Origin of the sequence: Devosia soli (assembly GCF_000970455.1) — a bacterium.
Classification (GTDB): Bacteria; Pseudomonadota; Alphaproteobacteria; order Rhizobiales; family Devosiaceae; genus Devosia; species Devosia soli.
The window spans coordinates 213243-232641 of sequence record NZ_LAJG01000042.1 but is presented as its reverse complement, the minus strand read 5'-3'; the positions used below and the strand labels follow the sequence as shown (position 1 = coordinate 232641).

The 19399-nt window shown below is 61.3% G+C and carries 22 protein-coding genes; 11 read left to right on the top strand and 11 right to left on the bottom strand.

What is annotated here, in order from left to right:
• Positions 1-139: 139 nt before the first annotated feature.
• Positions 140-472: a LuxR C-terminal-related transcriptional regulator gene (locus VW35_RS17625; protein WP_046144381.1), complete on the top strand. Its 333-nt coding sequence runs from the start codon at positions 140-142 to the stop codon at positions 470-472.
• Positions 473-618: 146 nt separating this feature from the next.
• Here the strand turns inward: VW35_RS17625 and VW35_RS17620 are convergent, their stop codons facing one another.
• The 4 genes from VW35_RS17620 to VW35_RS17605 form a co-directional block, all read right to left on the bottom strand.
• Positions 619-1503, bottom strand: a complete 885-nt coding sequence (locus VW35_RS17620; protein WP_046144380.1) for a patatin-like phospholipase family protein — start codon at positions 1501-1503, stop codon at positions 619-621.
• A gap of 142 nt (positions 1504-1645) precedes the next feature.
• Positions 1646-2917: a phosphoribosylamine--glycine ligase gene (gene purD, locus VW35_RS17615; protein WP_046144379.1), complete on the bottom strand. Its 1272-nt coding sequence runs from the start codon at positions 2915-2917 to the stop codon at positions 1646-1648.
• Positions 2918-3001: 84 nt separating this feature from the next.
• Positions 3002-4372 (bottom strand): glutamate--cysteine ligase, encoded by a 1371-nt coding sequence (locus tag VW35_RS17610; protein WP_046144378.1) that lies wholly within the window; start codon positions 4370-4372, stop codon positions 3002-3004.
• Positions 4373-4448: 76 nt separating this feature from the next.
• The gene (locus tag VW35_RS17605; RefSeq protein WP_046144377.1) at positions 4449-5198 is read right to left on the bottom strand and encodes a 16S rRNA (uracil(1498)-N(3))-methyltransferase; all 750 of its coding nucleotides are present in this window, start codon (positions 5196-5198) and stop codon (positions 4449-4451) included.
• A 185-nt stretch (positions 5199-5383) separates the two neighbouring features.
• Here VW35_RS17605 and ubiA point away from each other — a divergent pair, with 185 nt between their 5' ends.
• Positions 5384-6313: a 4-hydroxybenzoate octaprenyltransferase gene (gene ubiA / locus VW35_RS17600; RefSeq protein WP_046144376.1), complete on the top strand. Its 930-nt coding sequence runs from the start codon at positions 5384-5386 to the stop codon at positions 6311-6313.
• A 161-nt stretch (positions 6314-6474) separates the two neighbouring features.
• Here ubiA and VW35_RS17595 read toward each other — a convergent pair whose 3' ends face one another.
• The gene (locus tag VW35_RS17595; protein WP_152662652.1) at positions 6475-6990 is read right to left on the bottom strand and encodes a DUF6101 family protein; all 516 of its coding nucleotides are present in this window, start codon (positions 6988-6990) and stop codon (positions 6475-6477) included.
• A gap of 282 nt (positions 6991-7272) precedes the next feature.
• On the opposite strand from VW35_RS17595, the gene VW35_RS17590 reads away from it, so the two are divergent.
• Entirely contained in the window at positions 7273-8136 is an 864-nt protein-coding gene (locus VW35_RS17590; RefSeq protein WP_046144374.1) for a 3'(2'),5'-bisphosphate nucleotidase CysQ, read from the top strand.
• Positions 8129-8374: a DUF4170 domain-containing protein gene (locus VW35_RS17585; protein ID WP_046144373.1), complete on the top strand. Its 246-nt coding sequence runs from the start codon at positions 8129-8131 to the stop codon at positions 8372-8374. Before VW35_RS17590 ends, VW35_RS17585 begins: the two co-directional genes overlap by 8 nt.
• Here the strand turns inward: VW35_RS17585 and VW35_RS20785 are convergent, their stop codons facing one another.
• From VW35_RS20785 to VW35_RS17560, 4 genes are read right to left on the bottom strand one after another with little or no spacing between them, the layout of a single operon-like run.
• Positions 8375-9520, bottom strand: a complete 1146-nt coding sequence (locus VW35_RS20785) for a glycosyltransferase family protein (RefSeq protein ID WP_052951841.1) — start codon at positions 9518-9520, stop codon at positions 8375-8377.
• Between the two features lie 2 nt (positions 9521-9522).
• The gene (locus VW35_RS17570; protein ID WP_046144563.1) at positions 9523-9744 is read right to left on the bottom strand and encodes a DUF2093 domain-containing protein; all 222 of its coding nucleotides are present in this window, start codon (positions 9742-9744) and stop codon (positions 9523-9525) included.
• A 48-nt stretch (positions 9745-9792) separates the two neighbouring features.
• The gene (xseA, locus tag VW35_RS17565; protein WP_046144370.1) at positions 9793-11409 is read right to left on the bottom strand and encodes an exodeoxyribonuclease VII large subunit; all 1617 of its coding nucleotides are present in this window, start codon (positions 11407-11409) and stop codon (positions 9793-9795) included.
• Between the two features lie 48 nt (positions 11410-11457).
• Positions 11458-12345 carry a LysR family transcriptional regulator gene (locus VW35_RS17560; RefSeq protein ID WP_046144369.1) on the bottom strand — a complete coding sequence of 296 codons (888 nt, stop codon included), beginning with the start codon at positions 12343-12345 and terminating at the stop codon, positions 11458-11460.
• Between the two features lie 147 nt (positions 12346-12492).
• On the opposite strand from VW35_RS17560, the gene VW35_RS17555 reads away from it, so the two are divergent.
• A complete protein-coding gene (locus VW35_RS17555) occupies positions 12493-12756 on the top strand; it encodes a hypothetical protein (RefSeq protein WP_046144368.1) in 264 nt (87 codons plus the stop codon).
• A gap of 201 nt (positions 12757-12957) precedes the next feature.
• On the opposite strand, the gene VW35_RS17550 is transcribed toward VW35_RS17555, so the two are convergent.
• Both VW35_RS17550 and VW35_RS17545 read right to left on the bottom strand, forming a co-directional pair.
• Positions 12958-13209, bottom strand: a complete 252-nt coding sequence (locus VW35_RS17550) for a PilZ domain-containing protein (protein ID WP_046144367.1) — start codon at positions 13207-13209, stop codon at positions 12958-12960.
• A gap of 14 nt (positions 13210-13223) precedes the next feature.
• Positions 13224-13727 carry an invasion associated locus B family protein gene (locus VW35_RS17545; RefSeq protein WP_052951840.1) on the bottom strand — a complete coding sequence of 168 codons (504 nt, stop codon included), beginning with the start codon at positions 13725-13727 and terminating at the stop codon, positions 13224-13226.
• A gap of 325 nt (positions 13728-14052) precedes the next feature.
• Between VW35_RS17545 and coxB the strand changes: the two genes are divergently transcribed.
• From coxB to VW35_RS17520, 6 genes are all read left to right on the top strand, one after another.
• Positions 14053-15042, top strand: coding sequence for a cytochrome c oxidase subunit II (gene coxB / locus VW35_RS17540; protein WP_046144365.1), 990 nt, complete (start codon positions 14053-14055; stop codon positions 15040-15042).
• Between the two features lie 23 nt (positions 15043-15065).
• Positions 15066-16769, top strand: a complete 1704-nt coding sequence (gene ctaD, locus VW35_RS17535; protein WP_046144364.1) for a cytochrome c oxidase subunit I — start codon at positions 15066-15068, stop codon at positions 16767-16769.
• Between the two features lie 90 nt (positions 16770-16859).
• On the top strand, positions 16860-17768 hold the full coding sequence (locus tag VW35_RS17530; RefSeq protein ID WP_083983026.1) for a heme o synthase: 909 nt from the start codon (positions 16860-16862) through the stop codon (positions 17766-17768).
• Positions 17765-17938: a hypothetical protein gene (locus VW35_RS21765; RefSeq protein ID WP_162484856.1), complete on the top strand. Its 174-nt coding sequence runs from the start codon at positions 17765-17767 to the stop codon at positions 17936-17938. Before VW35_RS17530 ends, VW35_RS21765 begins: the two co-directional genes overlap by 4 nt.
• Positions 17938-18504, top strand: a complete 567-nt coding sequence (locus VW35_RS17525) for a cytochrome c oxidase assembly protein (RefSeq protein WP_046144362.1) — start codon at positions 17938-17940, stop codon at positions 18502-18504. The genes VW35_RS21765 and VW35_RS17525 overlap by 1 nt, the downstream gene beginning before the upstream one ends.
• A gap of 2 nt (positions 18505-18506) precedes the next feature.
• The gene (locus VW35_RS17520; protein WP_046144361.1) at positions 18507-19352 is read left to right on the top strand and encodes a cytochrome c oxidase subunit 3; all 846 of its coding nucleotides are present in this window, start codon (positions 18507-18509) and stop codon (positions 19350-19352) included.
• The last annotated feature ends 47 nt before the right edge of the window (positions 19353-19399 follow it).

Below are 19399 nucleotides of genomic sequence, written 5' to 3'. Positions count from 1 at the left end.
TCATTTTTGCCGATGGAAAAAATGGCGGCGTCAATTGTCACAGTGGCAATTCTCACAGCGCGAAAGCTGCCGATTCTCAACTATTCCAAGTGCCTGTATGATTCGGGACAGTTGGAGCTTCCCTCCTGGACCAGACAGAATGTCGGCATTCGATATTGCTCTAGATTATCAGCGGGAGCGCGAAAGGCGCGCCCTCGACAACCCCTATCACCTGACGACCAGCGAAACGGCGATCGCGCGTGATCTGGTTGCCGGTCGGTCTATGCCCGAAATCGCTGCCAAGCTCCGGCTGACCGATGCGAGCCTCAAAACCCATATGGACAGGATTTGCGAGAAGGTCGGCGCCAGCGGGCTGACGCATATGCTGCATCTGCTCTCGACATTGCCGCAGATGCGCATCCAGACCAACGTCGTCGACATCGACGACTTTCGAATTGCCTTCGGCCTCGGCGGTCCATTCCGCCAGGGCTGACGACGAAACAGGGTGTAGGGCCGTCCCGCCACGCATCCTTTAGGAGAGGCGCATGGCCTAGCGCATTCCCACTTGCGCCTCTCCCTCGTTTCTCCTTGAAAGAGCCAACTCACGCGTGCCTTTCGGAACGCACTTTGTTTGGCCTCTCAACCGTGCGAGCGGTTGCTTGGAATGGGCTCGATTTTGTTCTGGATATAGGCTTCGATCTTGCGCGTGAGCATGTGTTTGAAGCGGTCTTTTTCCGCTTCGACATGCGTCAGGATTTCGCGCACGCGCCAGAATTCCATGGCGCCGAAACTTGCCACATGCGGCCGGATATAGATGTCTGGCGGATAAGCGGCCATGGAATGGGCAATCAGCGAATGCATCATGATCTGCGCCGAGCCAAACCAGATATCGAGCGGACGATGGTCGGTCTTGTTGATGCCGTTCGAAGGATCGCCGTTGACGTCGATGCCGATGAGGAAATCGGTGCCGATATCGGCCTGATCGAGGGGGAGCGGATTAACCACGGCCCCATCGACGAGGATGTGATTGCCGTGGACAACCGGCTTGAAGATGCTCGGCATCGAAATCGAGCCGGCAATGGCCGGCCGCAGAAGGCCTGAATTGAACACGACCTGGTGCCAGGACTGGAAATCGGTGGCGACGACATAAAGCGGGATCTTGAGGTCGCTGAACTGCTCCGGGAAGCTGGCAGGCGTGAAGGCATCGACGATATGGAGCGGATCGAGCTGCATCGAAATGCCATTGCGCAGGATGCCGCCAATGCCCTTGATCTGCGTCGCCCAGAGCTTTGTGGCAATGGTTCGCAGCGTGCCCAGCACCTCATAGGAATGTTCGCGCAATTCCTTACCGGTCATACCGGCTGCCCAGCCGGAGCCGATCAGGGCGCCGATCGAGGTGCCCGAGATGACCGATGGCTTGAGCCCGAGCTCATCCATAGCCTCGATATAGGGGATATGCGTAAGCCCGCGCGCCGAACCGCCGCCGAGGGCCACACCGATCTTGGGGCCAGAAATAGTACTCATTCCGCCTCGCTCCCTTTCCTTGGAGCGCAACCGATCCACCAGAATTTTTCCGCGCAATTGTAGCGGCGTCAACGGGCGTCCAGGTGGCGTCTCGTCAAAGACGGTCCGCGGAGAGCTTAATGCTGCAAGATTGAAGAAAGGTTCAGCCTTCGCGGGCGATTTGGCGCCATCCGATATCGCGTCGCGCAAATCCTTCTGGCCAATCCACTGCTGCAACGCCCCGATAAGCACGGTCCTGTGCCTCTCTCACCGATGGACCGAGCGCGGTGACATTCAGCACGCGTCCGCCATTAGCCAGTAAACGGCCGCCCTCCCGCTTCGTTCCGGCGTGAAAGACGGCGAGATCGTGGCTGTCGAGCCCATCAATTCCACGGATTTCACTGCCTTTTTCATAGCTCCCTGGATAGCCTTTGGCGGCCATGATCACAGTCAGGGCGAACTGGTCCTTCCACTCAACCTCATGCCCCTTGAGCGTGCCGGTGGCGGTGGCATGAAGGAGGGGCAGCAGGTCGCTTTCCATCCGCATCATCATCACCTGCGTCTCCGGATCACCGAAGCGCGCATTGTATTCGACGAGCTTGGGGCCGTCCCCGGTCAGCATCAGCCCGGCATAGAGGACGCCTTGATAAGGCGTGCCACGTTGGACGAGGCCGCGGGCGGTGGGCTCGACGATGCGAGCCATGGCGATATCGTATTGCTCGCGCGTCATCACCGGGGCTGGGGAATAGGCACCCATGCCCCCTGTATTAGGGCCGGTGTCGCCATCAAAGGCGCGTTTGTGGTCCTGCGCCGTCGTGAGCGGCAGGAGCGTTTCCCCATCGCATAGGACGAAAAGGCTGACCTCTTCGCCCTCCATAAACTCCTCGATCACCACAGCGGCGCCGGAGGCACCGAATGCACCGGAAAAGCAATCGATGATCGCTTCCTCCGCTTCCTCAACGCTCATGGCGACGGTGACGCCCTTGCCGGCGGCAAGACCATCGGCCTTGATCACGATGGGAGCGCCCTGAGTATAGACGTAAGCGAGGGCCGAAGCCTCGTCTTCGAAGCGCGCGTAGCCGGCGGTGGGGATATCGAATTCGTCGCAGAGCGCCTTGGTAAAGCTCTTCGAACCTTCAAGCTGGCCTGCAGCCTTGGAAGGGCAGAAGCAGGCGATGCCGGCAGCGCGGACATCATCGCCAAGGCCGGCAACCACCTGTGCGTCAGGCCCGACGACAACGAAATCGACATCATGCGCCTTGGCGGCGGCAATAACCGCGGCATGGTCGGTGATGTCGACGGGAAGGTTTTCGGCAACTGCTTCGGTGCCGCCATTGCCCGGGGCGATGAAGAGCTTGGAGAGGAGCGGCGACTGCGCAATCTTCCAGGCCAAGGCATGTTCGCGCCCGCCCGATCCGATGACCAAAACCCGCATTGCCGCCTCCACGCTCGATCTGCGGGCGTGATGCAGGAAAGTGGCCGGGAGGGCAAGAAATTCCTGCGCGCGAGCGCGGCTTCCCTACATCTCGGCTTCGACAAACACCGGGGTCACATCCTCATTCCATTCGCCATGGAATTTTTCGAGCCAGCGCTGCGCGGGCGCCTTGCCGGTCCGGATGGTTTCTTCGAGGGGGGCGAGATGGATGGTTTCGTCCTGGCCCTGCGCATTGAGCCGATTGCGGCGCACGAGGCCTGCCTCGGAGATGCCGACAGCCTGAGCGGCTATATCGAAAATGCTCGAACGGTCAAACGGCGTATCGAGCCCGAGACGCGGGATTTCGCGGCGGAGATAATCGCGGTCGTCCTCGGTCCAGTTGCGCACCAGTTCCCAGGCCGCTTCGAGCGAAACGCTGTCGTAAAGAAGGCCGGTCCAGAACGCGGAGAGGGCAACGACATGGGCCTCGTTGCCCATGTCCGCGCCGCGCATTTCGAGAAATTGCTTGAGGCGGACTTCGGGGAAAAGGGTCGAGAGATGATCCTCCCAATCCTTGATCGTCGGCTTTTCGCCCGGCAGTTGCGGCAGTTCGCCCTTGAGGAACGCGCGAAAATTTTCGCCGGCGACGTTGACGTATTTGCCGTTGCGAATGACGAAATACATCGGCACGTCGAGCGCATGATCGGCATATTGCTCGAACCCGAAACCTTCATCGAAGGCGAAGGGCAGCATACCGGTCCGGGCGTCGTCGGTATTGAGCCAGATATGGCTGCGGAAGCTGAGATAGCCGGTGTCGCGGCCATCGGCGAAGGGCGAATTGGCAAAAAGTGCAGTGGCAATCGGCTGCAGCGCAAGCGAAACGCGCAGCTTCTTGACCATGTCGGCCTCGCTCGAAAAATCGAGATTGGTCTGCACCGTGCAGGAGCGATACATCATCGATGTACCGAGGCTACCGACCTTATCCATATAGGGCGTCATGATGCCATAGCGCGACTTGGGCATGGCCGGGATATCCTTGACCGCCCAGAGCGGGGTAACGCCAAGGCCGAGGAAATGGATATCGAGCGGGGCGGCGACTGCCTTTGCGACGCGCAGGTGTTCGGCCATTTCGGCGGCGGTTTCGTGGAGCGTTTCCATCGGCGCGCCGGAGAGCTCGAACTGCCCGCCGGGCTCGAGCGAGATGCCCCCGGCGACGGCATCGTTGCGCAGGCCGATGGGGTTCTCGCCATCATAGAACGGATGCCAACCCGTTGCCTTTTCGATACCCTCGAGCAGGGCACGGACGCCGTCCGGGCCCTCATAGGTTACCGGGCGCAGCGGATCGGTATGAAAGACATGCTTTTCATGCTCGGTGCCGATGCGCCATTCCGCTTCCGGCTTGGCACCGCGCGACATGGCCTCGATGAGGTCGGCCCGCGATTCGATCAGTGGCGAAAAACTATCGGCGCCGGCCATGGCATCCTCGTCAAAATAGGTGAGGCTTAAACTGGGCCGGCAAGATAGCGAGCGCAAGCCGGAATGCAATCAGCTTTTATCGCCAATCACCGATGGTCGCCTGAATAACGGCGAGGGCGGCAACGGCCGCCGTATCGGCGCGAAGAATGCGCGGGCCAAGGCTGATCGGCGTGACGAACGAAAGCGAGAGCAGTTTTTCACGTTCTGATGGAGAGAAGCCGCCTTCGGGGCCGATCAGCAGGCCGACTTTTTTGCCTTTAAGACTTTGCAGCGTTTCGAGCGGGGAAGCCGAGGCCGCGGCTTCATCGGCAAAGATCAGCTGGCGTTCGGCGTGCTCGACCGGCCAGCAGGCGAGGAGACGCTCAAGCGTAACCTCCGGTGCGATCTCGGGGACATTGAGCACTTCGCATTGCTCGGCCGCCTCGATGGCATTGGCATGGAGTCGGTCGGTCTTGAGGCGGTGGACCTGGGTGAGCTGGGTCATCACCGGTTGGATCGTGCCGGTGCCCATTTCCACAGCCTTTTGGATGACATAGTCGAGCCGCTCGTTTTTGAGCGGGGCAAAACCGTACCAGAGGTCGAGGCGTGGCGGCTGCGGCGCGATCTGTTCGACGCACTGCAGGGCAACCGACTTTTTCGAATCAGCCGTGAGACGGCAAAGCCAGGCGCCATCGCGGCCGTTGAACAGCACGGCCTCGTCGCCGATGGCCTTGCGAAGGACCGCGGCGAGATAGAGCGACTGGTCCTTATCGAGCGTGATCTCGGCTGATTGAGCGAGGTCGGCGTCAACGAAAAGACGGGGCAGGGTGGCGTGGGTACGGGGCATTTCGAGGCTCCGCCTTCTCCTGGCCAGAGAAGGTGCCCAAAGGGGCGGATGAGGGGTTTCGGGCGCCACCATAAACGCTGTATGCGTGGAGAGAACCCCTAACCCTGATTTTCTGCTCACGGCAGAAAATCTGTCCCTCTCCCGTAAGGACAAGGGGGGCTGGGGCGCTCGAAAGGCCCGAAAGAATGTCCGAGATCCATTCCGCCCCCGTTGCCGATGCCCAAAAGGATAATTGGGTCGATCGCTACGCGCCGGCCATTGCCAAGCCCTACCTGCGCCTTGCGCGGTGGGATCGGCCGATTGGGGTGTGGCTGCTGTTCTGGCCGTGCGTCTGGGGGCTGGCGCTCGCGGCCGTTGCGCAACCCGATTGGGGTTTCGGGTGGTATCACGCCATCCTGATGCTGATCGGGGCCGGTTTGATGCGCGGGGCAGGGTGCACATTCAACGATATCGTTGATCGCGATATCGACGATAAGGTGGCGCGAACGCGGTCACGGCCCATCCCGTCAGGGCAGGTCACAGCCAAGCAAGCGCTGGTCTTTCTCGTCGCTCAGGCGCTGTTGGGCGCAATCATCCTTTTCCAGTTCAATCGCTTCACCGTCTGGGCCGGCGTCGCCTCTTTGGTGCTGGTGGCAATCTATCCCTTTATGAAGCGGATCACGTGGTGGCCGCAGCTTTTCCTCGGCCTCGCCTTTTCCTATGGCGCGCTGGTGGGCTGGTCGAGCCAGACAGGCGGCATCGCCTGGCCGGCCCTGCTGCTTTATCTCGGCACCATCCTCTGGGTCATCGGCTACGACACGATCTACGCCTTGCAGGATGTCGAGGATGACGCCTTGGTGGGCGTCAAATCAACGGCTCGCCTCTTTGGCGAAAATGTACGCCCGGCGGTCGCGGTTCTTTATGTCGGCGCATTCCTGCTGTGGCAGGCGGCAAACCTGCAGGCCGGCGGCGGCCTCATCTTCGCCGTGCTGTCGCTGGTCGCGGGCGGCCTCCTTGCCTGGCAGGTCTATACGCTTAACGCGGAAACCCCAGGCAATCCGCTGCTGCGGTTTCAAAACAACCACTATGTCGGGATCGCGATATCCCTTGCGCTGCTGGCGGAATGGGCTTGGTAGTTCATCTGCAAGGACACCGTTAGGGAAGCACACTACCGGCCTTCCACATCAAGGGGGAGGTTCGAGTGCGGTGGTTTTGGCGCGGAAAAAAAACGCCAAAGGGACCAGCCGCACCACCAGCTGGTCCCGTTGACGTGCCCTTGGAGGGGGATTCTTGAAAGCTAGTTGCGCTCGGCTTCGCCCGGCTTGCGGCGGTTGAGGAAGCGGGGGCGGCGGGCGGCATCGGCAGCGAGCTTGCGGCGCGGCGCCACGTCGCCGACCATCACGCCATCGACCTGCTGGCTATAGGGGAGATAGGTGCCGTCGCCGGCCTTGATGAAGAGCGGCAGGCGGAGCTTCTTGCCCCAGTTCTGCCACTCGGCGACGACGTTGTGGTTTCCTTCTTCTTCGAAAACCTTATAGGTCAGTTCGCCATCGGGATGGACGAGCTCGATCGAGCTTGTCAGCACGCCCTCTCCGGAAATCGAAGTGGCTACCGCCACGCCGATGAATTCGGTCACCGGAACCTTGATCTTGACGGCCACACCGCTCTGTTCGAGCTGTTTGCGCACTGTCACGGTCTTCACCGGATCGCGCGGCCCATTATCGTTTGCCGCAACGAAGCGGCGCTCGGCCAGAGCGGGCTTGCCGAACGCAAGTACGACTGACGATCCTTCCATCGCAACGCCATGAACCATTTTTGAGCCTTCCTGTAACTTCGAGAGCTGTTTTTTGCGCTCCGTTTATGAGGGCAATCTAGCGCGTCCCCTTACCCGCCGCCTTAATCGGTTCGGTTAAGTTTATGTTGTTTTCTGAGGTGGTTAGCGGGGTGTTGCACACTGTAGGAAGCAGTTTACCGAACGCGGTTGCGGCTTGTTTACCCTGCTGTTTCCAAGTGCCTGACCCCCCTCGCAATCACAGAAGGGGGCATCGCCCGAGCGGGCCTTGTCCAAAGCCCGGGCGAGGCCTAAAAGCCGCCTATGCCGGCTTTCGCCCCACCTTACGAAGATGATCTCGAACTGCTCCGCGCCACCGCCGTGGCCGCGGGGATCATTGCCGCGAGCTATTTCCGGCGCGACATCAAGAGCTGGAACAAGGACAACGCCTCTCCGGTCAGCGAAGCCGATATCGTTGTCGATCGCTATCTTGCCGCGAGCCTGCTCAATGCCCGCCCTGCTTATGGCTGGCTCAGCGAAGAAACGGCAGACAATCCGAGCCGCCTCGATTGCGACCGGGTTTTCATCGTCGATCCGATCGACGGAACGCGCGCCTTTCTGCGAGGGGAAGACTGCTGGACGGTCTGCCTCGCCGTCGTCGAAAACGGTATTCCGGTCGCTGGCGTCGTTTACGCGCCGGCGCGTGATGAAATGTATGAGGCAAGCCTTGGTGGCGGCGCGCGACTTAATGGCGAGCCATTGACGCGGCATCGCCGGGCGGGTGCGGCGCCGATCATTCCCGCGCCCGGAGCCGTGCACCAGGAATTGCAGGCCACGGGCCTCAACTATTCACGCGGACCGATGTATCCTTCGCTCGCCTATCGGCTGGTGCAGGTGGCAACGGGCAAGCTCGACGCAGCGGTCGCCCGGCGCGGCAGCCAGGATTGGGATATCGCTGCGGCCGCCGTGATCCTCAAGGAATCCGGACTCGACTTTGCCGATGTGTGCAGCGGGTTCCCACAATTCAACAGACGAGATGTGCGCCATGGGGCGCTTGCGGTGCTCAGCGACATGAGCCTAAAACCCGCCGTCCATACCGCTTTGATCAAGGTCTATGGCTGTCCCGAGCCCCTGATCGAAAACGAACCGACCTCAACCCAACTCAGTGGACCCGTGAGCGATGGCTGAAAACAAAGCACCCGAAAAGCAACTTCTCCACCTCGTGATCGGCGGCGAGCTGTCGAGCATCGATGGCATCACCTTTGCCGACCTAGATAAGGTCGACATCGTCGGGCTCTACCCCAATTATGCTTCCGCGCTTGTCGCCTGGAAGCAGAAGGCGCAGATGACCGTCGACAGCGCCCAGACGCGCTACTTTATCGTTCACCTCCACCGCCTGCTCGATCCGGAAACGGCCGGCGCCTGATCAGGCTCTGATCTCGGCGAGGATGGCTTCCATCGCGCCGGGACCACCGATCCGGTCCTGACCGACCTGCCCGAGGCGGGTCCGCTCGACCGTGTCGGTGAGGAGGCGCCGGAGTGCCGTGGCAATCTCCTCGGCCTTTGGTTCGACCACGATGCGCGCCTCGCCGAATAGGTTTTGCTCGTCGGCAAAGCGCGAGCGGCGATCGCGCGGATTGATGAAGGTGATGGCCGGGCGCCCAAGGCCGAGCGACTGGATCGTCGCGGTACCAGCCTGGCTCATCACGACATCCGAAGCCTCGATCAGATTACCCATGGCGCTGCCACGGGCCATATGGACGGTCAGATTGCCGTCGCTCAATTCCCCGAGGTCGGCCGATTCCGTGCTGAGGAGAGGCGTTCGCCGCAGGTTCGCGGCCTTGGCCAGTTCATCGACGCTGACGCTCCCGGCGACAGCGAGGAAAACGTCGGGCCTTTCGCTCTCGGGGATAAGGCGGAGGGCCGAAACCTGCAAAGCGAAGCTTTCCGCCGTCAGCGCCCGGCTACCCGGTAGCAGGGTCACCGCCAGTGGGGTGCGGCGCCGGGCGCGGGCGTTGTACTCGCCGACGGGAATGGCATCCATCATGATATTGCCCGCCGCCCGAGCGTCGACGCCGATATCGGTCAGCTTCTGTGCAAGGCTTTGCGCGCGGCAGAAGACGGTCTTGCAGGTGCGCTTGATGGCCCACGCTTCGGCAGCAGAATATAGTCTTGCCGAGCCGGTCTTATAGACATCGAGATAGATGAGATCGCAGAGACCAACGGCAAGCGCGGCGAGAACGCCGACCATATCGCCGATGACGATGATCTTGTCATAATGGCCGCGCACCGAGCGGAGGAATTTGAGCGCCGGCGGCACGGTGAGCAGGCCGCCGCTGACGACATCGCGGCGGAGCGAGCCTTTCACGTTGCGCCAGCCTTCCGAGGCAAGCGTGGCGCGCGGACCGACAATGGCACACGCGCCATCATAGGCCTTGCCGCTGCCGATCATGGGATAGGCTTCGACCACGGCCTCGCGCGACAGGCGCCGAACCAGCGCCGCCGCAATGGCGTCTTCGCCATGACCATTGGAGATGATGAGGTAGCGCTGACGCGTCGCTGCCTCGACCACCCCTAATTGCCTCGGCCGTAGCGGACGAAAGCCTCATGGGCGGTCGATGCATCGGCATAGGGCTCCTGCCGGTCGACGCTCCAATATTGGAGTTCTTCGAGGGGGATGGGCCGGCCGCTGATGGCGCAGCGCACGAAGGTCCCCTGCTTGAGCACCACATAATCTCCATCGAGATAGCGAATGCTTGCTTCGGAGGGCGAAAACCCCTTATCGAAGATATTCATCAGCCCGTTCCTGTTGATCGGTTCCGATATAATCGGAAAATCGGACAATCAAAAGAGACTTTCCTGCGTGCCGTCACCGGCAGGGCTGCGCGCGGGCTTTTTGCGGGCCGGCGGCGCCCCGGCGACGGTTGCGCCAACTTCGCCATCGGCAAAGGTCAGCTTCAATGCATCGCCCGGCGAAAGCGTTGCAGCCGCGGTGACGACGCCACCCTCGGCGTCCTGCACGAGCGCATAGCCACGGGCGAGAACGCTGCGATAGCTCAAGGTTTCGAGCAGTTTGGAAAGCTGCGTCAGCGTCTGGCGCCTTTCGGCCGTGATCCGCTCCGGGACTTGCTCCAGGCGCCGGGCCAGCGGCGCAAGTTCGGCCTGCGCCTGCCGTAGTTCGGCGCGGAGCGGTTGCGGCGTCAGGCGCGGTGCGAAACGGCCCAACTGCGTGCGCTTGCGCTCGAGCGCCTGGTCGGCCGCCTTGGGCAATCTCTGCGCGCAGGGATCGAATGTCAGGCGCGCGCGATCGACGGTCTTGTTGAGCCCGGCAAGGCCGCGATGATCAAGCGTCTCGAGGCGCCGCGCCAGTTCGGCGTGCCGCTGCGTAACGAGGCGGGGCTGGATGGCGCCGGCAGCCTTGGAGAAGGCAAGGCGCCGCGCCTGAACGAAATGCCTCAGGCCGCTAGAGAGCTGGGCAGCGGCCATGTCAAGGCTCTGGCGCTGCGTCGCCACGAGATCGGCGGCGCGGGGCAGGCCGGCACTCGCGGCGCGGAGGCGATCCTTGAGGCTCGCAAGACTGCGCCGCGTCGCCTGGCGCTGGCGTGCCCCTTGATCGTCGACATAGGCAATGAGTTCCGCGCGTACCGGAACTGCCGCCTCGGCTGCGGCGGTGGGAGTTGGCGCGCGTATGTCCGAAGCATAGTCGATCAGCGTCGTGTCGGTCTCGTGCCCCACTGCCGAAATGACGGGAATGCCGGACGCCGCGACGGCGCGAACCACGGCCTCTTCATTGAACCCCCAAAGATCCTCGATGGAGCCGCCCCCGCGGGCGACGATCAGGAGATCGGGTCGCGGGATGGGGCCGCCGACCGCCATGGCGTTAAAGCCTTCGATGGCATTGACGACTTCGGGTGCGCAGGTTTCGCCCTGCACGCGGACGGGCCAGACGAGCACATGACTCGGAAACCGATCCGCAAGGCGATGAAGGATATCGCGAATGACCGCACCGGTCGGCGAGGTGATGACGCCGATGACGCGCGGCAGATAGGGGAGGGGACGCTTGCGCTCACGGGCGAAAAGACCTTCGGCGAGTAGCTTTTTCCGCCGCTCCTCGAGAAGCGCCATCAGCGCACCGGCACCGGCCGGCTCGATCTGCTCGATGACGATCTGATATTTCGAGGAGCGCGGGAAAGTCGTCAGGCGCCCGGTGGCAATGACCTCGAGGCCTTCCTCTGGCTTGAAGGCGAGGCGCCCGAAACTGCCCTTCCAGATGACGGCATCGATCGAGGCGGCGTCATCCTTGAGGGTAAAATAAGCATGGCCCGACGAATGCTGTCCGCGATAACCGGAAATTTCGCCGCGCACGCGCACGTGGCCGAACTCATCCTCGACCGTCCGCTTGACCGCCTGAGCGATCTCGGACACGGAAAATTCGGCGGCATTGGTCAGAACCTGAGACATGGGTTCTTGGTGCGGTAAATGCCGCACCGGGTCAAGGCCGCCCGGCGACTACTCCGCCGCTTCGGACTGGTGCGGGTGGTCGAGATTGCCCATGGACTGGACAATGTGGTTGGCAAGGGCGTCGTAAATGCCGCCATAGGCGTGGCTCGCGCGCATCAGGGCGATCTGTGCGTCGGGCAGCGGCGGCAGGCCGTGATTGTCGGAAACAACGCGCATGCCCGGCTGCAGCGCGCTTTCCGGCAAGAAGCCGATGGCGAGGTCCGAGAGGACCGCCGAGGAAATCGCCGTGGCATTGGAAGAGGTATAGGCGATGCGGTAATCGGTGGCCGAACGCTCGAGCGCTTCCATCGCATCCTTGCGCCAGATGCAATATTGGGGTCCGCAGGCAATGGCGATAGGCTCGCTGGCAATAGCGCGGCCGCCATGGCTTGCCACCCAGAACATCTTTTCGGTGCGGAACAGCTCGCCGAAATTCTGCTCGGTGCCTTGCGTGAAGACGATCAGATCGTAACGCCCCGCGCGCATGCCTTCGAGCAAATGCTCGGACGCCATGCAGGAGACGTCGACGACGATCTTGGGATGGGTGCGCTGAAAACTTGAAAGGATGACCGGCAGGAGGCGGACCGCGTAATCATCCGGGACGCCGAAGCGGATCGAGCCGGCGAGGTCGCCGTCGGAAAAATGGTCGAGGATCTCGGCATTGGTTCGCAGCATCTTCCGGGCGCGCTCATAGAGCACCTCGCCATGATGGGTTAGCGTTACGCTGCGCCCATCGCGCGTCAGGAGGGTATGGCCGAGCCGTTCTTCGAGACGCTTGATCTGCATCGAGACGGCGGATTGCGTCTTGTTCACGCGCCGTGCGGCTTCGGTAAAACTGCCGCAATCGGCAATGGCGCAGAAGCTTTGCAATTGGTCGAGATCGAGGGGCGTTGCCATGGCGATCCACCATCACTCAAATTGATTGATTGGATGAAATCTATTTGTTGGACGAATGGATGTCCAGCGCGTTACCTCACTATCGTCGCTCGATAAGCGCACCGGCCGACTTCCCTCTGGCCAGACCCTGAATTTTGGAGACTTGAAATGGCTCTCTCGCTGCCCGGCGAGCGGTCAGTTGCGGCCGCCATGCCGACTACCCCTGTTCGCGCCTTCTTTGCGTGGCTTGCGAAGGGAAATGCTGACCGAACCCGCCGGAATGCCCTCAAGAGCCTTCTCGCTCTCGATGTCGATCGCCTCCATGATCTCGGCATTACCCATCAGGATATCCATGCAGCCATTCGGGCCGGCAACGGCCAGACCCCGGGCATGGTGCTCAACGCCGCACGCGCGCGCCGATCTCGCGCTTAAGGCTTTCCCATTCCCCGGCAACAACCGCCGGGTTTCTGCCTTGGTTCGGGCATTTTGCCATGCTCGTTCCATCTCCCGGGCCAGTTTTGCCGCTGGTCCCGTTTCCTGAAGACTTGCCGGGCGGTGCACTGCACTTGCCCGGTTTTTTTGCCGAGGATTTTGGATCGCCCGGCCAGCATGGCGGCGATAAGACCCGCAAGATCAGGACGAAAGAAACTTTACGCCGATTTCGGTCTCGGTGTGCCAGACCATTTCGCAATCGAAGCGCCGGCCATCCTGTAGCGCCAGGAGAAAGCGCTGCGGCAGTCCGATGATGCTCGTCACCGCGAGCTTGGCCCCTTCATCGGAAAGATTGCGAATGGTGCAATCGAAGGTCGAATGACCGTCATTGGTCACGATCCGTCCACCCTTGAGGGTCCGATTGCGATGATTCTTGCGCTGGTCGTCGTCCATCGCTGTCCTCTCGATCAGGGGAGGGCGGCAAAGCCTTCAGAGAAACCTTCGAGCGAAACGGGGATGCCGACGCCTTCCTCGGGTGTCTTGAAGACGACAAAAATGGCGCTCGTGCCCTTCGAGAGCACATCGATAAGGTCGTCGTCGAGTTCGACTTCGGCAACGCAGCCATTGGGAAGGCAGCGCACAAAGGCGACGCGCCCCATATCGGTGCCATCGACATTGAGCCCCAGGCCGTTGGGCAGGAGAACGCCGAGCGGGGCAAGGACGCGCAGGAGCCGGGCTTCACGATCGGCCGTGCGCAGCACGATGACCGAAAGCCCGACATTGGGCTGGTCTTCGGCAAGAACGTTCTGAATGATGGCACATTGTTCGGAGCTGGCGCCCGGCGGCGTGTCGCAGCTCATCTGCCAGTCGCCATATTCGCCCCGCACCGTGCCTTGGGCCTGGGCTGGGCTGGTTCCGGCAAGAGCAGTCAGGGCGAGGGCTACGCCCATCAGCCGCTTCGAAAATTCCATCACTTGCATTCGTCTCCTGGCGAAAGCTGGCCGCGGATCGGTCGGACCTGTTTCGGTTATCCTCGCTGGCCTGTCAACCAAGCGCCCGGTCGGCTGGCGATCTGGCGGCGCAACTGCGGCGCCCTTGAGGCAAAGGCTGCTGATTTTGTCCAGTTTTAAACACGTTCAACTCTTTCAAGCCGCAATAGACTCGGCTCAAGCAATGTGATTTAGGTCGAGCCTGAGTTTTGCGCTCCGAGGTTGAGTCGGGGCGGCGTGAGCTATGCCGCTGTTTTGCCCTCTCTTTCTCGGTGCTTGCCACCGGAATATATCAATTAGGGGGTTTATGGTGACCGGTCAGTTCTTGAGGAAGTTGGGTGCTGCCGCAGGCGCCGCACTGGCGCTGTCGCCGGCCCTCGCTTTTGCGCAGGAAGTCGGCAAGGGGCATCCCGAGCCGGGCCAGTTCCATCTGCAGCAATCGGTAACGCCGATCATGGATTCGATCGTGGCCTTCCACGATGGTCCGCTGATGTGGACGATCACGCTGATCGTCCTGTTTGTCCTGGCGCTCCTGATCGTCATCGTGGTGCGCTTCAACGCCAAGGCCAACCCAGTCCCGGCGCGTTTTACACACAATACCTTGATAGAAATCATCTGGACCGTGGTGCCCATCATCGTCCTGATCGTCATCGCCGTGCCGTCGTTCGGCGTCTTGTCCGATCAGCTGACGACGCCCGATGGCGAGCGCAAATATCTTGGCGCCAATATCTTCTCGTTCGGCGAAGTCGAGGTGCCGGCGGCATCTCTGACCATCAAGGCGACGGGCCAGCAGTGGTATTGGGACTATGAATATGTGCAGTACGACAACTATGTCGAAGGCGCTTCTCCAGACCAGATTCTTGGCTTCAGCCAGAACATCATGCCCGAAGACGACACCCCGGGCGTCAATGGCGCTGCACCAACGCCTGGCCGCAAGAGCGCCAAGCCGAACCAGCCGCGTCTTCTTGCCGTCGACAACGAGCTGATCGTGCCGGTCAACACCACCGTGAGCATGCAGGTCACCGCCGACCCGGCTGGCGTGATCCACGCCTTTGCCGTGCCGTCCTTCGGCATCAAGGTCGACGCCGTACCGGGCCGTCTCAACGAGACATGGTTCAATGCGCGCGAGACCGGTCTTTACTATGGTCAGTGCTCCGAGCTTTGCGGCAAGGATCATGCGTTCATGCCGATCGCCGTGCGCGTCGTCACCGAAGAAGAATTCCGAACCTTCATCACGGCCTATGCTGCCAACCGTGATTATGCCGCAGCCGCCGCGCTGCTGCCGGCAATCCAGTAGTCTTGGGTCAGGGGAGACCTTTAATGTCTGAAGCACACCTCGAGGCCCATGCCACTGGGCATGATTATGCATCCCAGCATGACCACCACACCCCCACGGGCTGGCGGCGCTGGGTCCTCTCGACCAACCACAAGGACATCGGGATCATGTATCTCGTGTTCTCGATCATCACAGGCATCATCGGTGGCCTGCTCTCGGGCGTGATGCGCCTCGAACTGCAGGAGCCGGGCATCCAGATTTTCCACGGCCTTGCCGCCATGGTTTATGGCCTCGATGCATCGACGGTCAGCGCGGTCGATGCTGGCAAGCAGATGTATAACGTCTTCACCACGGCGCACGCGCTTATCATGGTGTTCTTCGTTGTCATGCCGGCAACGATGGGCGGCTTTGCCAACTACTTCGCGCCCCTCATGGTCGGTGCACCCGACACCGCCTTCCCGCGCATCAACAACATCGCCTTCTGGCTTTTGCCGGCTGCCTTCATCCTGCTCCTCATGAGCCTTTTCTTTGAAGGCGCGGGTGGCGTTGGTGGTTTCGGCGGCGGCTGGACGATCTATCCCCCGCTTTCGACGACGGTGGGTCACCCCGGCCCGGCGATGGATTTTGCCATCCTTTCGCTGCACGTCGCAGGCGTGAGCTCGATCCTTGGCGCGATCAACCTCATCACCACCATCTTCAACATGCGCGCCCCCGGCATGACCATCCACAAGATGCCACTCTTTGCCTGGTCCGTGCTCGTGACTGCGTTCCTGCTGCTCCTGGCGCTTCCGGTTCTCGCCGGCGCCATCACAATGCTGCTGACGGACCGCAACTTCGGCACCAAGTTCTTCTCGCCTGAAGGCGGCGGTGACCCGATCCTCTTCCAGCACCTCTTCTGGTTCTTTGGCCATCCGGAAGTGTACATCATGATCCTGCCCGGCTTCGGCATCGTGTCGCACATCGTGGCGACCTTCAGCCGCAAGCCCGTGTTCGGCTACATGGCCATGGCCTACGCAATGGTCGCCATCGGCTTCGTCGGCTTCGTTGTGTGGGCCCACCACATGTATACGACCGGCCTCAGCCTCGACGTCCAGCGCTACTTCGTGGCCGCCACCATGGTTATCGCGGTGCCGACGGGCGTGAAGATCTTCTCCTGGATTGCGACCATGTGGGGTGGCTCGATCACCTTCCGCATTCCCATGCTCTGGGCCATCGGCTTCATCTTCCTCTTCACCGTCGGCGGTGTGACGGGTGTGGTTCTGGCCAATGCCGGTGCGGACCGCGCGCTTCACGACACCTATTACGTCGTGGCGCACTTCCACTACGTGCTTTCGCTTGGCGCTGTGTTCTCGATCTTTGCCGGCTGGTACTACTGGTATCCGAAGATGTTCGGCTACATGTACAACGAGTTCCTTGGCAAGCTGCACTTCTGGACCATGTTCGTCGGCGTGAACCTGATCTTCTTCCCGCAGCACTTCCTCGGCCTTTCGGGCATGCCGCGCCGCTATATCGACTATCCGGACGCCTTCGCGCTCTGGAACCGCGTCTCCTCGATCGGCTACTATGTCACCTTCGTTGCGATGATCATCTTCTTCTACGCAACCTGGGAAGCCAGCCGTAAGAAGCGTCCGGCCGGTGACAATCCGTGGGGCGATGGTGCAACGACCCTGGAATGGACGCTCTCGTCGCCGCCGCCGTTCCACCAGTTCTCGACCCTGCCGCGCATCGACTCGACCAACGCGCACTAAGACGTCATTTGAAAACTCGGTGGATCGCGCCTTCGGTGCGGTCCACCCGGAAGGACCTGAGCAGTGACCTATATCGACGACAGCAAGGGAATGCCCGCCATGGCGGGTGAGGCACGGGTCGAGGATTACCTCGCCCTGCTCAAGCCCCGTGTCATGTCGCTGGTGGTCTTTACCGCACTTGTCGGCATGCTGGTCGCGCCTGGCGGTATCAATCCGGTCCTCGGTCTGATTGCCATCGTCTGCATCGCCATCGGCGGTGGCGCCTCGGGCGCGCTCAATATGTGGTACGATGCCGATATTGACGCGATCATGAGCCGTACGCAGAACCGGCCCATTCCGGCCGGCCGCATCACTTCGGGCGAGGCGCTCAGCTTCGGACTCGTGCTCGCGGCCTTTTCGGTATCGCTTTTGGGCCTTGCCACCAATTGGGTGGCAGGCGGGCTCCTTGCCTTCACGATCTTTTTTTATGCCGTCATCTATACGATGTGGCTCAAGCGTTCGACGCCGCAGAATATTGTCATCGGCGGCGCGGCCGGTGCATTTCCGGCCATGATTGGCTGGGCTGCCGTTACCGGGACGATCACCTGGGAAAGCCTGTCGTTGTTCCTGATCGTCTTCCTCTGGACCCCGCCGCATTTCTGGGCGCTGGCACTCTACAAGCAGGGCGACTATGCCGCCGCCGGCATCCCGATGATGCCCAATGTTGCCGGCGAAGCATCGACCAAGCGGCAGATTTTCGTTTATTCGATCATTCTCGCCGTTTCCGCCTTCGTGCCGGTCTATCTGGGCATGGCCGGCTGGATCTATGGTCTCGTGGCCGCCGCGACCGGCGCCGCCTTCGTTTATCTCGCGATCCGTATTCTCCGCGCGCCGAACGGCGTCGACATGAAGAAGGCGGCGCGCAAACTGTTCACCTATTCACTGAGCTATCTTTTCGTGCTGTTTCTCGCGCTGCTCGTCGATAATTTCGTTGCCCGCATGGGAGGGCTCTGGCCGTGAGCAAGGATAGCCCAAGCGTGCCGCAGACCGAAGCCGAGCTCGAGGCGCTCAAGCGCGTGCGTCGCCGCCGCTCTATCGCTCTTGCCGGCGCTCTCGCGCTCTTTGCCATCACCTTTTACGTGTTGACCATCGTCAAGATGGGCCCGGCAATCTTTGATCGGGCGCTCTGATGACCACTATCGCTCCGGAAAATACGCCCAACACTGCAGGCAAGCGCAACCGCCGGGTCGGCGTAATGCTGGCTGGCATGGCTGCGGGCATGGTGGGGCTCGCTTTTGCCTCCGTGCCGCTTTACCAGCTCTTCTGCCAGGTGACCGGCTATGGCGGGACCACGCAGACCGCCGACGCCAACCCCAAGGGTGTTATCGCGCGCGAAATGAAGGTCCTCTTTGACGTCAATGTCGAATCGAGCCTGCCATGGACCGTGCGCCCGGCCGCGCCGATCACCGACAAGATCGGCCAGGTCGATACCGTCAACTATGTCGCGACCAACAATTCGGACAAGCCGATCACCGGCCAGGCGATCTTCAACGTCGTGCCTGAAAAGGCCGGCGTCTATTTCAACAAGATCGAATGCTTCTGCTTCACCGAGCAGACCCTGCAGCCGGGCGAGACAGTCGACATGCCGATCGTGTTCTTCGTCGATCCCGATCTCGACGAAAACCACGAACTCAACACCATAAAAGAGATTACGCTCTCTTATACATTCTACGCTTCAGACAGTGAGGGAAGCTGAACATGGCCGCCATTGAGAAGAACCATGACTACCATATGGTAGAGCCGTCGCCCTGGCCGTTCGTCATGTCCGCCGCGGTGCTGGTCATGATGGTCGGTGCGGTGTTCTGGATGCACCAGTGGACCCCATGGGTGTTTTTCATGGGCCTGGCTGGCGTGCTTTACACCTTCTATGCCTGGTGGGCGGACGTGGTGAAGGAAGCCAATGACGGCGTCAGCCATACTCCGGTTGTGCAGATGCACCACCGCTATGGCATGATCCTCTTCATTGCGTCCGAAGTCATGTTCTTCGTCGCCTGGTTCTGGGCCTATTTCGATGGATTCTTTCGCCTCGATGACATTGAGCAATATGCCCGTGTTGCTGCCACCGGTGGTCATTGGCCGCCGACCGGCGTCGAACTCTTCGATCCCTTCCACCTGCCGCTCTTCAACACCCTGATCCTGCTCACCTCGGGCACCACCGTCACCTGGGCCCATCACGCGCTGCTCGAAAACGACCGCCAGGGCCTGCGTTGGGGCCTTGTGCTCACCGTGGCGCTGGGCGTGCTGTTCTCCTTCGTTCAGTATCTCGAATATACCCATGCCGGCTTCATGTTCGGCGGCGATGGCGCGACCATGTATGGCGCAACCTTCTTCATGGCGACCGGCTTCCACGGCTTCCACGTCCTGATCGGTACCATCTTCCTTGCCGTCTGCCTGATCCGTGCCGAGCGCGGCGACTTTACCCCAGAGCGTCACCTGGGCTTCGAATTCGCCGCCTGGTACTGGCACTTCGTGGACGTCGTATGGCTCTTCCTCTTCGCCTCGATCTATGTATGGGGAAGCTGGGGCGTGGCGCTCAACCACTAGGGCGAGCCAAGATCTTTTCAGGGGCGCGGCGAGGCTGCGCCCCTTTT

What these genes read in the sequence shown, in the direction of transcription:
- VW35_RS17625 (WP_046144381.1), top strand. Translation starts at nt 140, where the DNA reads ATGTCGGCATTCGATATTGCTCTAGATTATCAGCGGGAGCGCGAAAGG.
- VW35_RS17620 (WP_046144380.1), bottom strand. Translation starts at nt 1,503, where the DNA reads ATGAGTACTATTTCTGGCCCCAAGATCGGTGTGGCCCTCGGCGGCGGT.
- purD (WP_046144379.1), bottom strand. Translation starts at nt 2,917, where the DNA reads ATGCGGGTTTTGGTCATCGGATCGGGCGGGCGCGAACATGCCTTGGCC.
- VW35_RS17610 (WP_046144378.1), bottom strand. Translation starts at nt 4,372, where the DNA reads ATGGCCGGCGCCGATAGTTTTTCGCCACTGATCGAATCGCGGGCCGAC.
- VW35_RS17605 (WP_046144377.1), bottom strand. Translation starts at nt 5,198, where the DNA reads ATGCCCCGTACCCACGCCACCCTGCCCCGTCTTTTCGTTGACGCCGAC.
- ubiA (WP_046144376.1), top strand. Translation starts at nt 5,384, where the DNA reads ATGTCCGAGATCCATTCCGCCCCCGTTGCCGATGCCCAAAAGGATAAT.
- VW35_RS17595 (WP_152662652.1), bottom strand. Translation starts at nt 6,990, where the DNA reads ATGGTTCATGGCGTTGCGATGGAAGGATCGTCAGTCGTACTTGCGTTC.
- VW35_RS17590 (WP_046144374.1), top strand. Translation starts at nt 7,273, where the DNA reads ATGCCGGCTTTCGCCCCACCTTACGAAGATGATCTCGAACTGCTCCGC.
- VW35_RS17585 (WP_046144373.1), top strand. Translation starts at nt 8,129, where the DNA reads ATGGCTGAAAACAAAGCACCCGAAAAGCAACTTCTCCACCTCGTGATC.
- VW35_RS17570 (WP_046144563.1), bottom strand. Translation starts at nt 9,744, where the DNA reads ATGAATATCTTCGATAAGGGGTTTTCGCCCTCCGAAGCAAGCATTCGC.
- xseA (WP_046144370.1), bottom strand. Translation starts at nt 11,409, where the DNA reads ATGTCTCAGGTTCTGACCAATGCCGCCGAATTTTCCGTGTCCGAGATC.
- VW35_RS17560 (WP_046144369.1), bottom strand. Translation starts at nt 12,345, where the DNA reads ATGGCAACGCCCCTCGATCTCGACCAATTGCAAAGCTTCTGCGCCATT.
- VW35_RS17555 (WP_046144368.1), top strand. Translation starts at nt 12,493, where the DNA reads ATGGCTCTCTCGCTGCCCGGCGAGCGGTCAGTTGCGGCCGCCATGCCG.
- VW35_RS17550 (WP_046144367.1), bottom strand. Translation starts at nt 13,209, where the DNA reads ATGGACGACGACCAGCGCAAGAATCATCGCAATCGGACCCTCAAGGGT.
- VW35_RS17545 (WP_052951840.1), bottom strand. Translation starts at nt 13,727, where the DNA reads ATGGAATTTTCGAAGCGGCTGATGGGCGTAGCCCTCGCCCTGACTGCT.
- coxB (WP_046144365.1), top strand. Translation starts at nt 14,053, where the DNA reads ATGGTGACCGGTCAGTTCTTGAGGAAGTTGGGTGCTGCCGCAGGCGCC.
- ctaD (WP_046144364.1), top strand. Translation starts at nt 15,066, where the DNA reads ATGTCTGAAGCACACCTCGAGGCCCATGCCACTGGGCATGATTATGCA.
- VW35_RS17530 (WP_083983026.1), top strand. Translation starts at nt 16,860, where the DNA reads ATGCCCGCCATGGCGGGTGAGGCACGGGTCGAGGATTACCTCGCCCTG.
- VW35_RS17525 (WP_046144362.1), top strand. Translation starts at nt 17,938, where the DNA reads ATGACCACTATCGCTCCGGAAAATACGCCCAACACTGCAGGCAAGCGC.
- VW35_RS17520 (WP_046144361.1), top strand. Translation starts at nt 18,507, where the DNA reads ATGGCCGCCATTGAGAAGAACCATGACTACCATATGGTAGAGCCGTCG.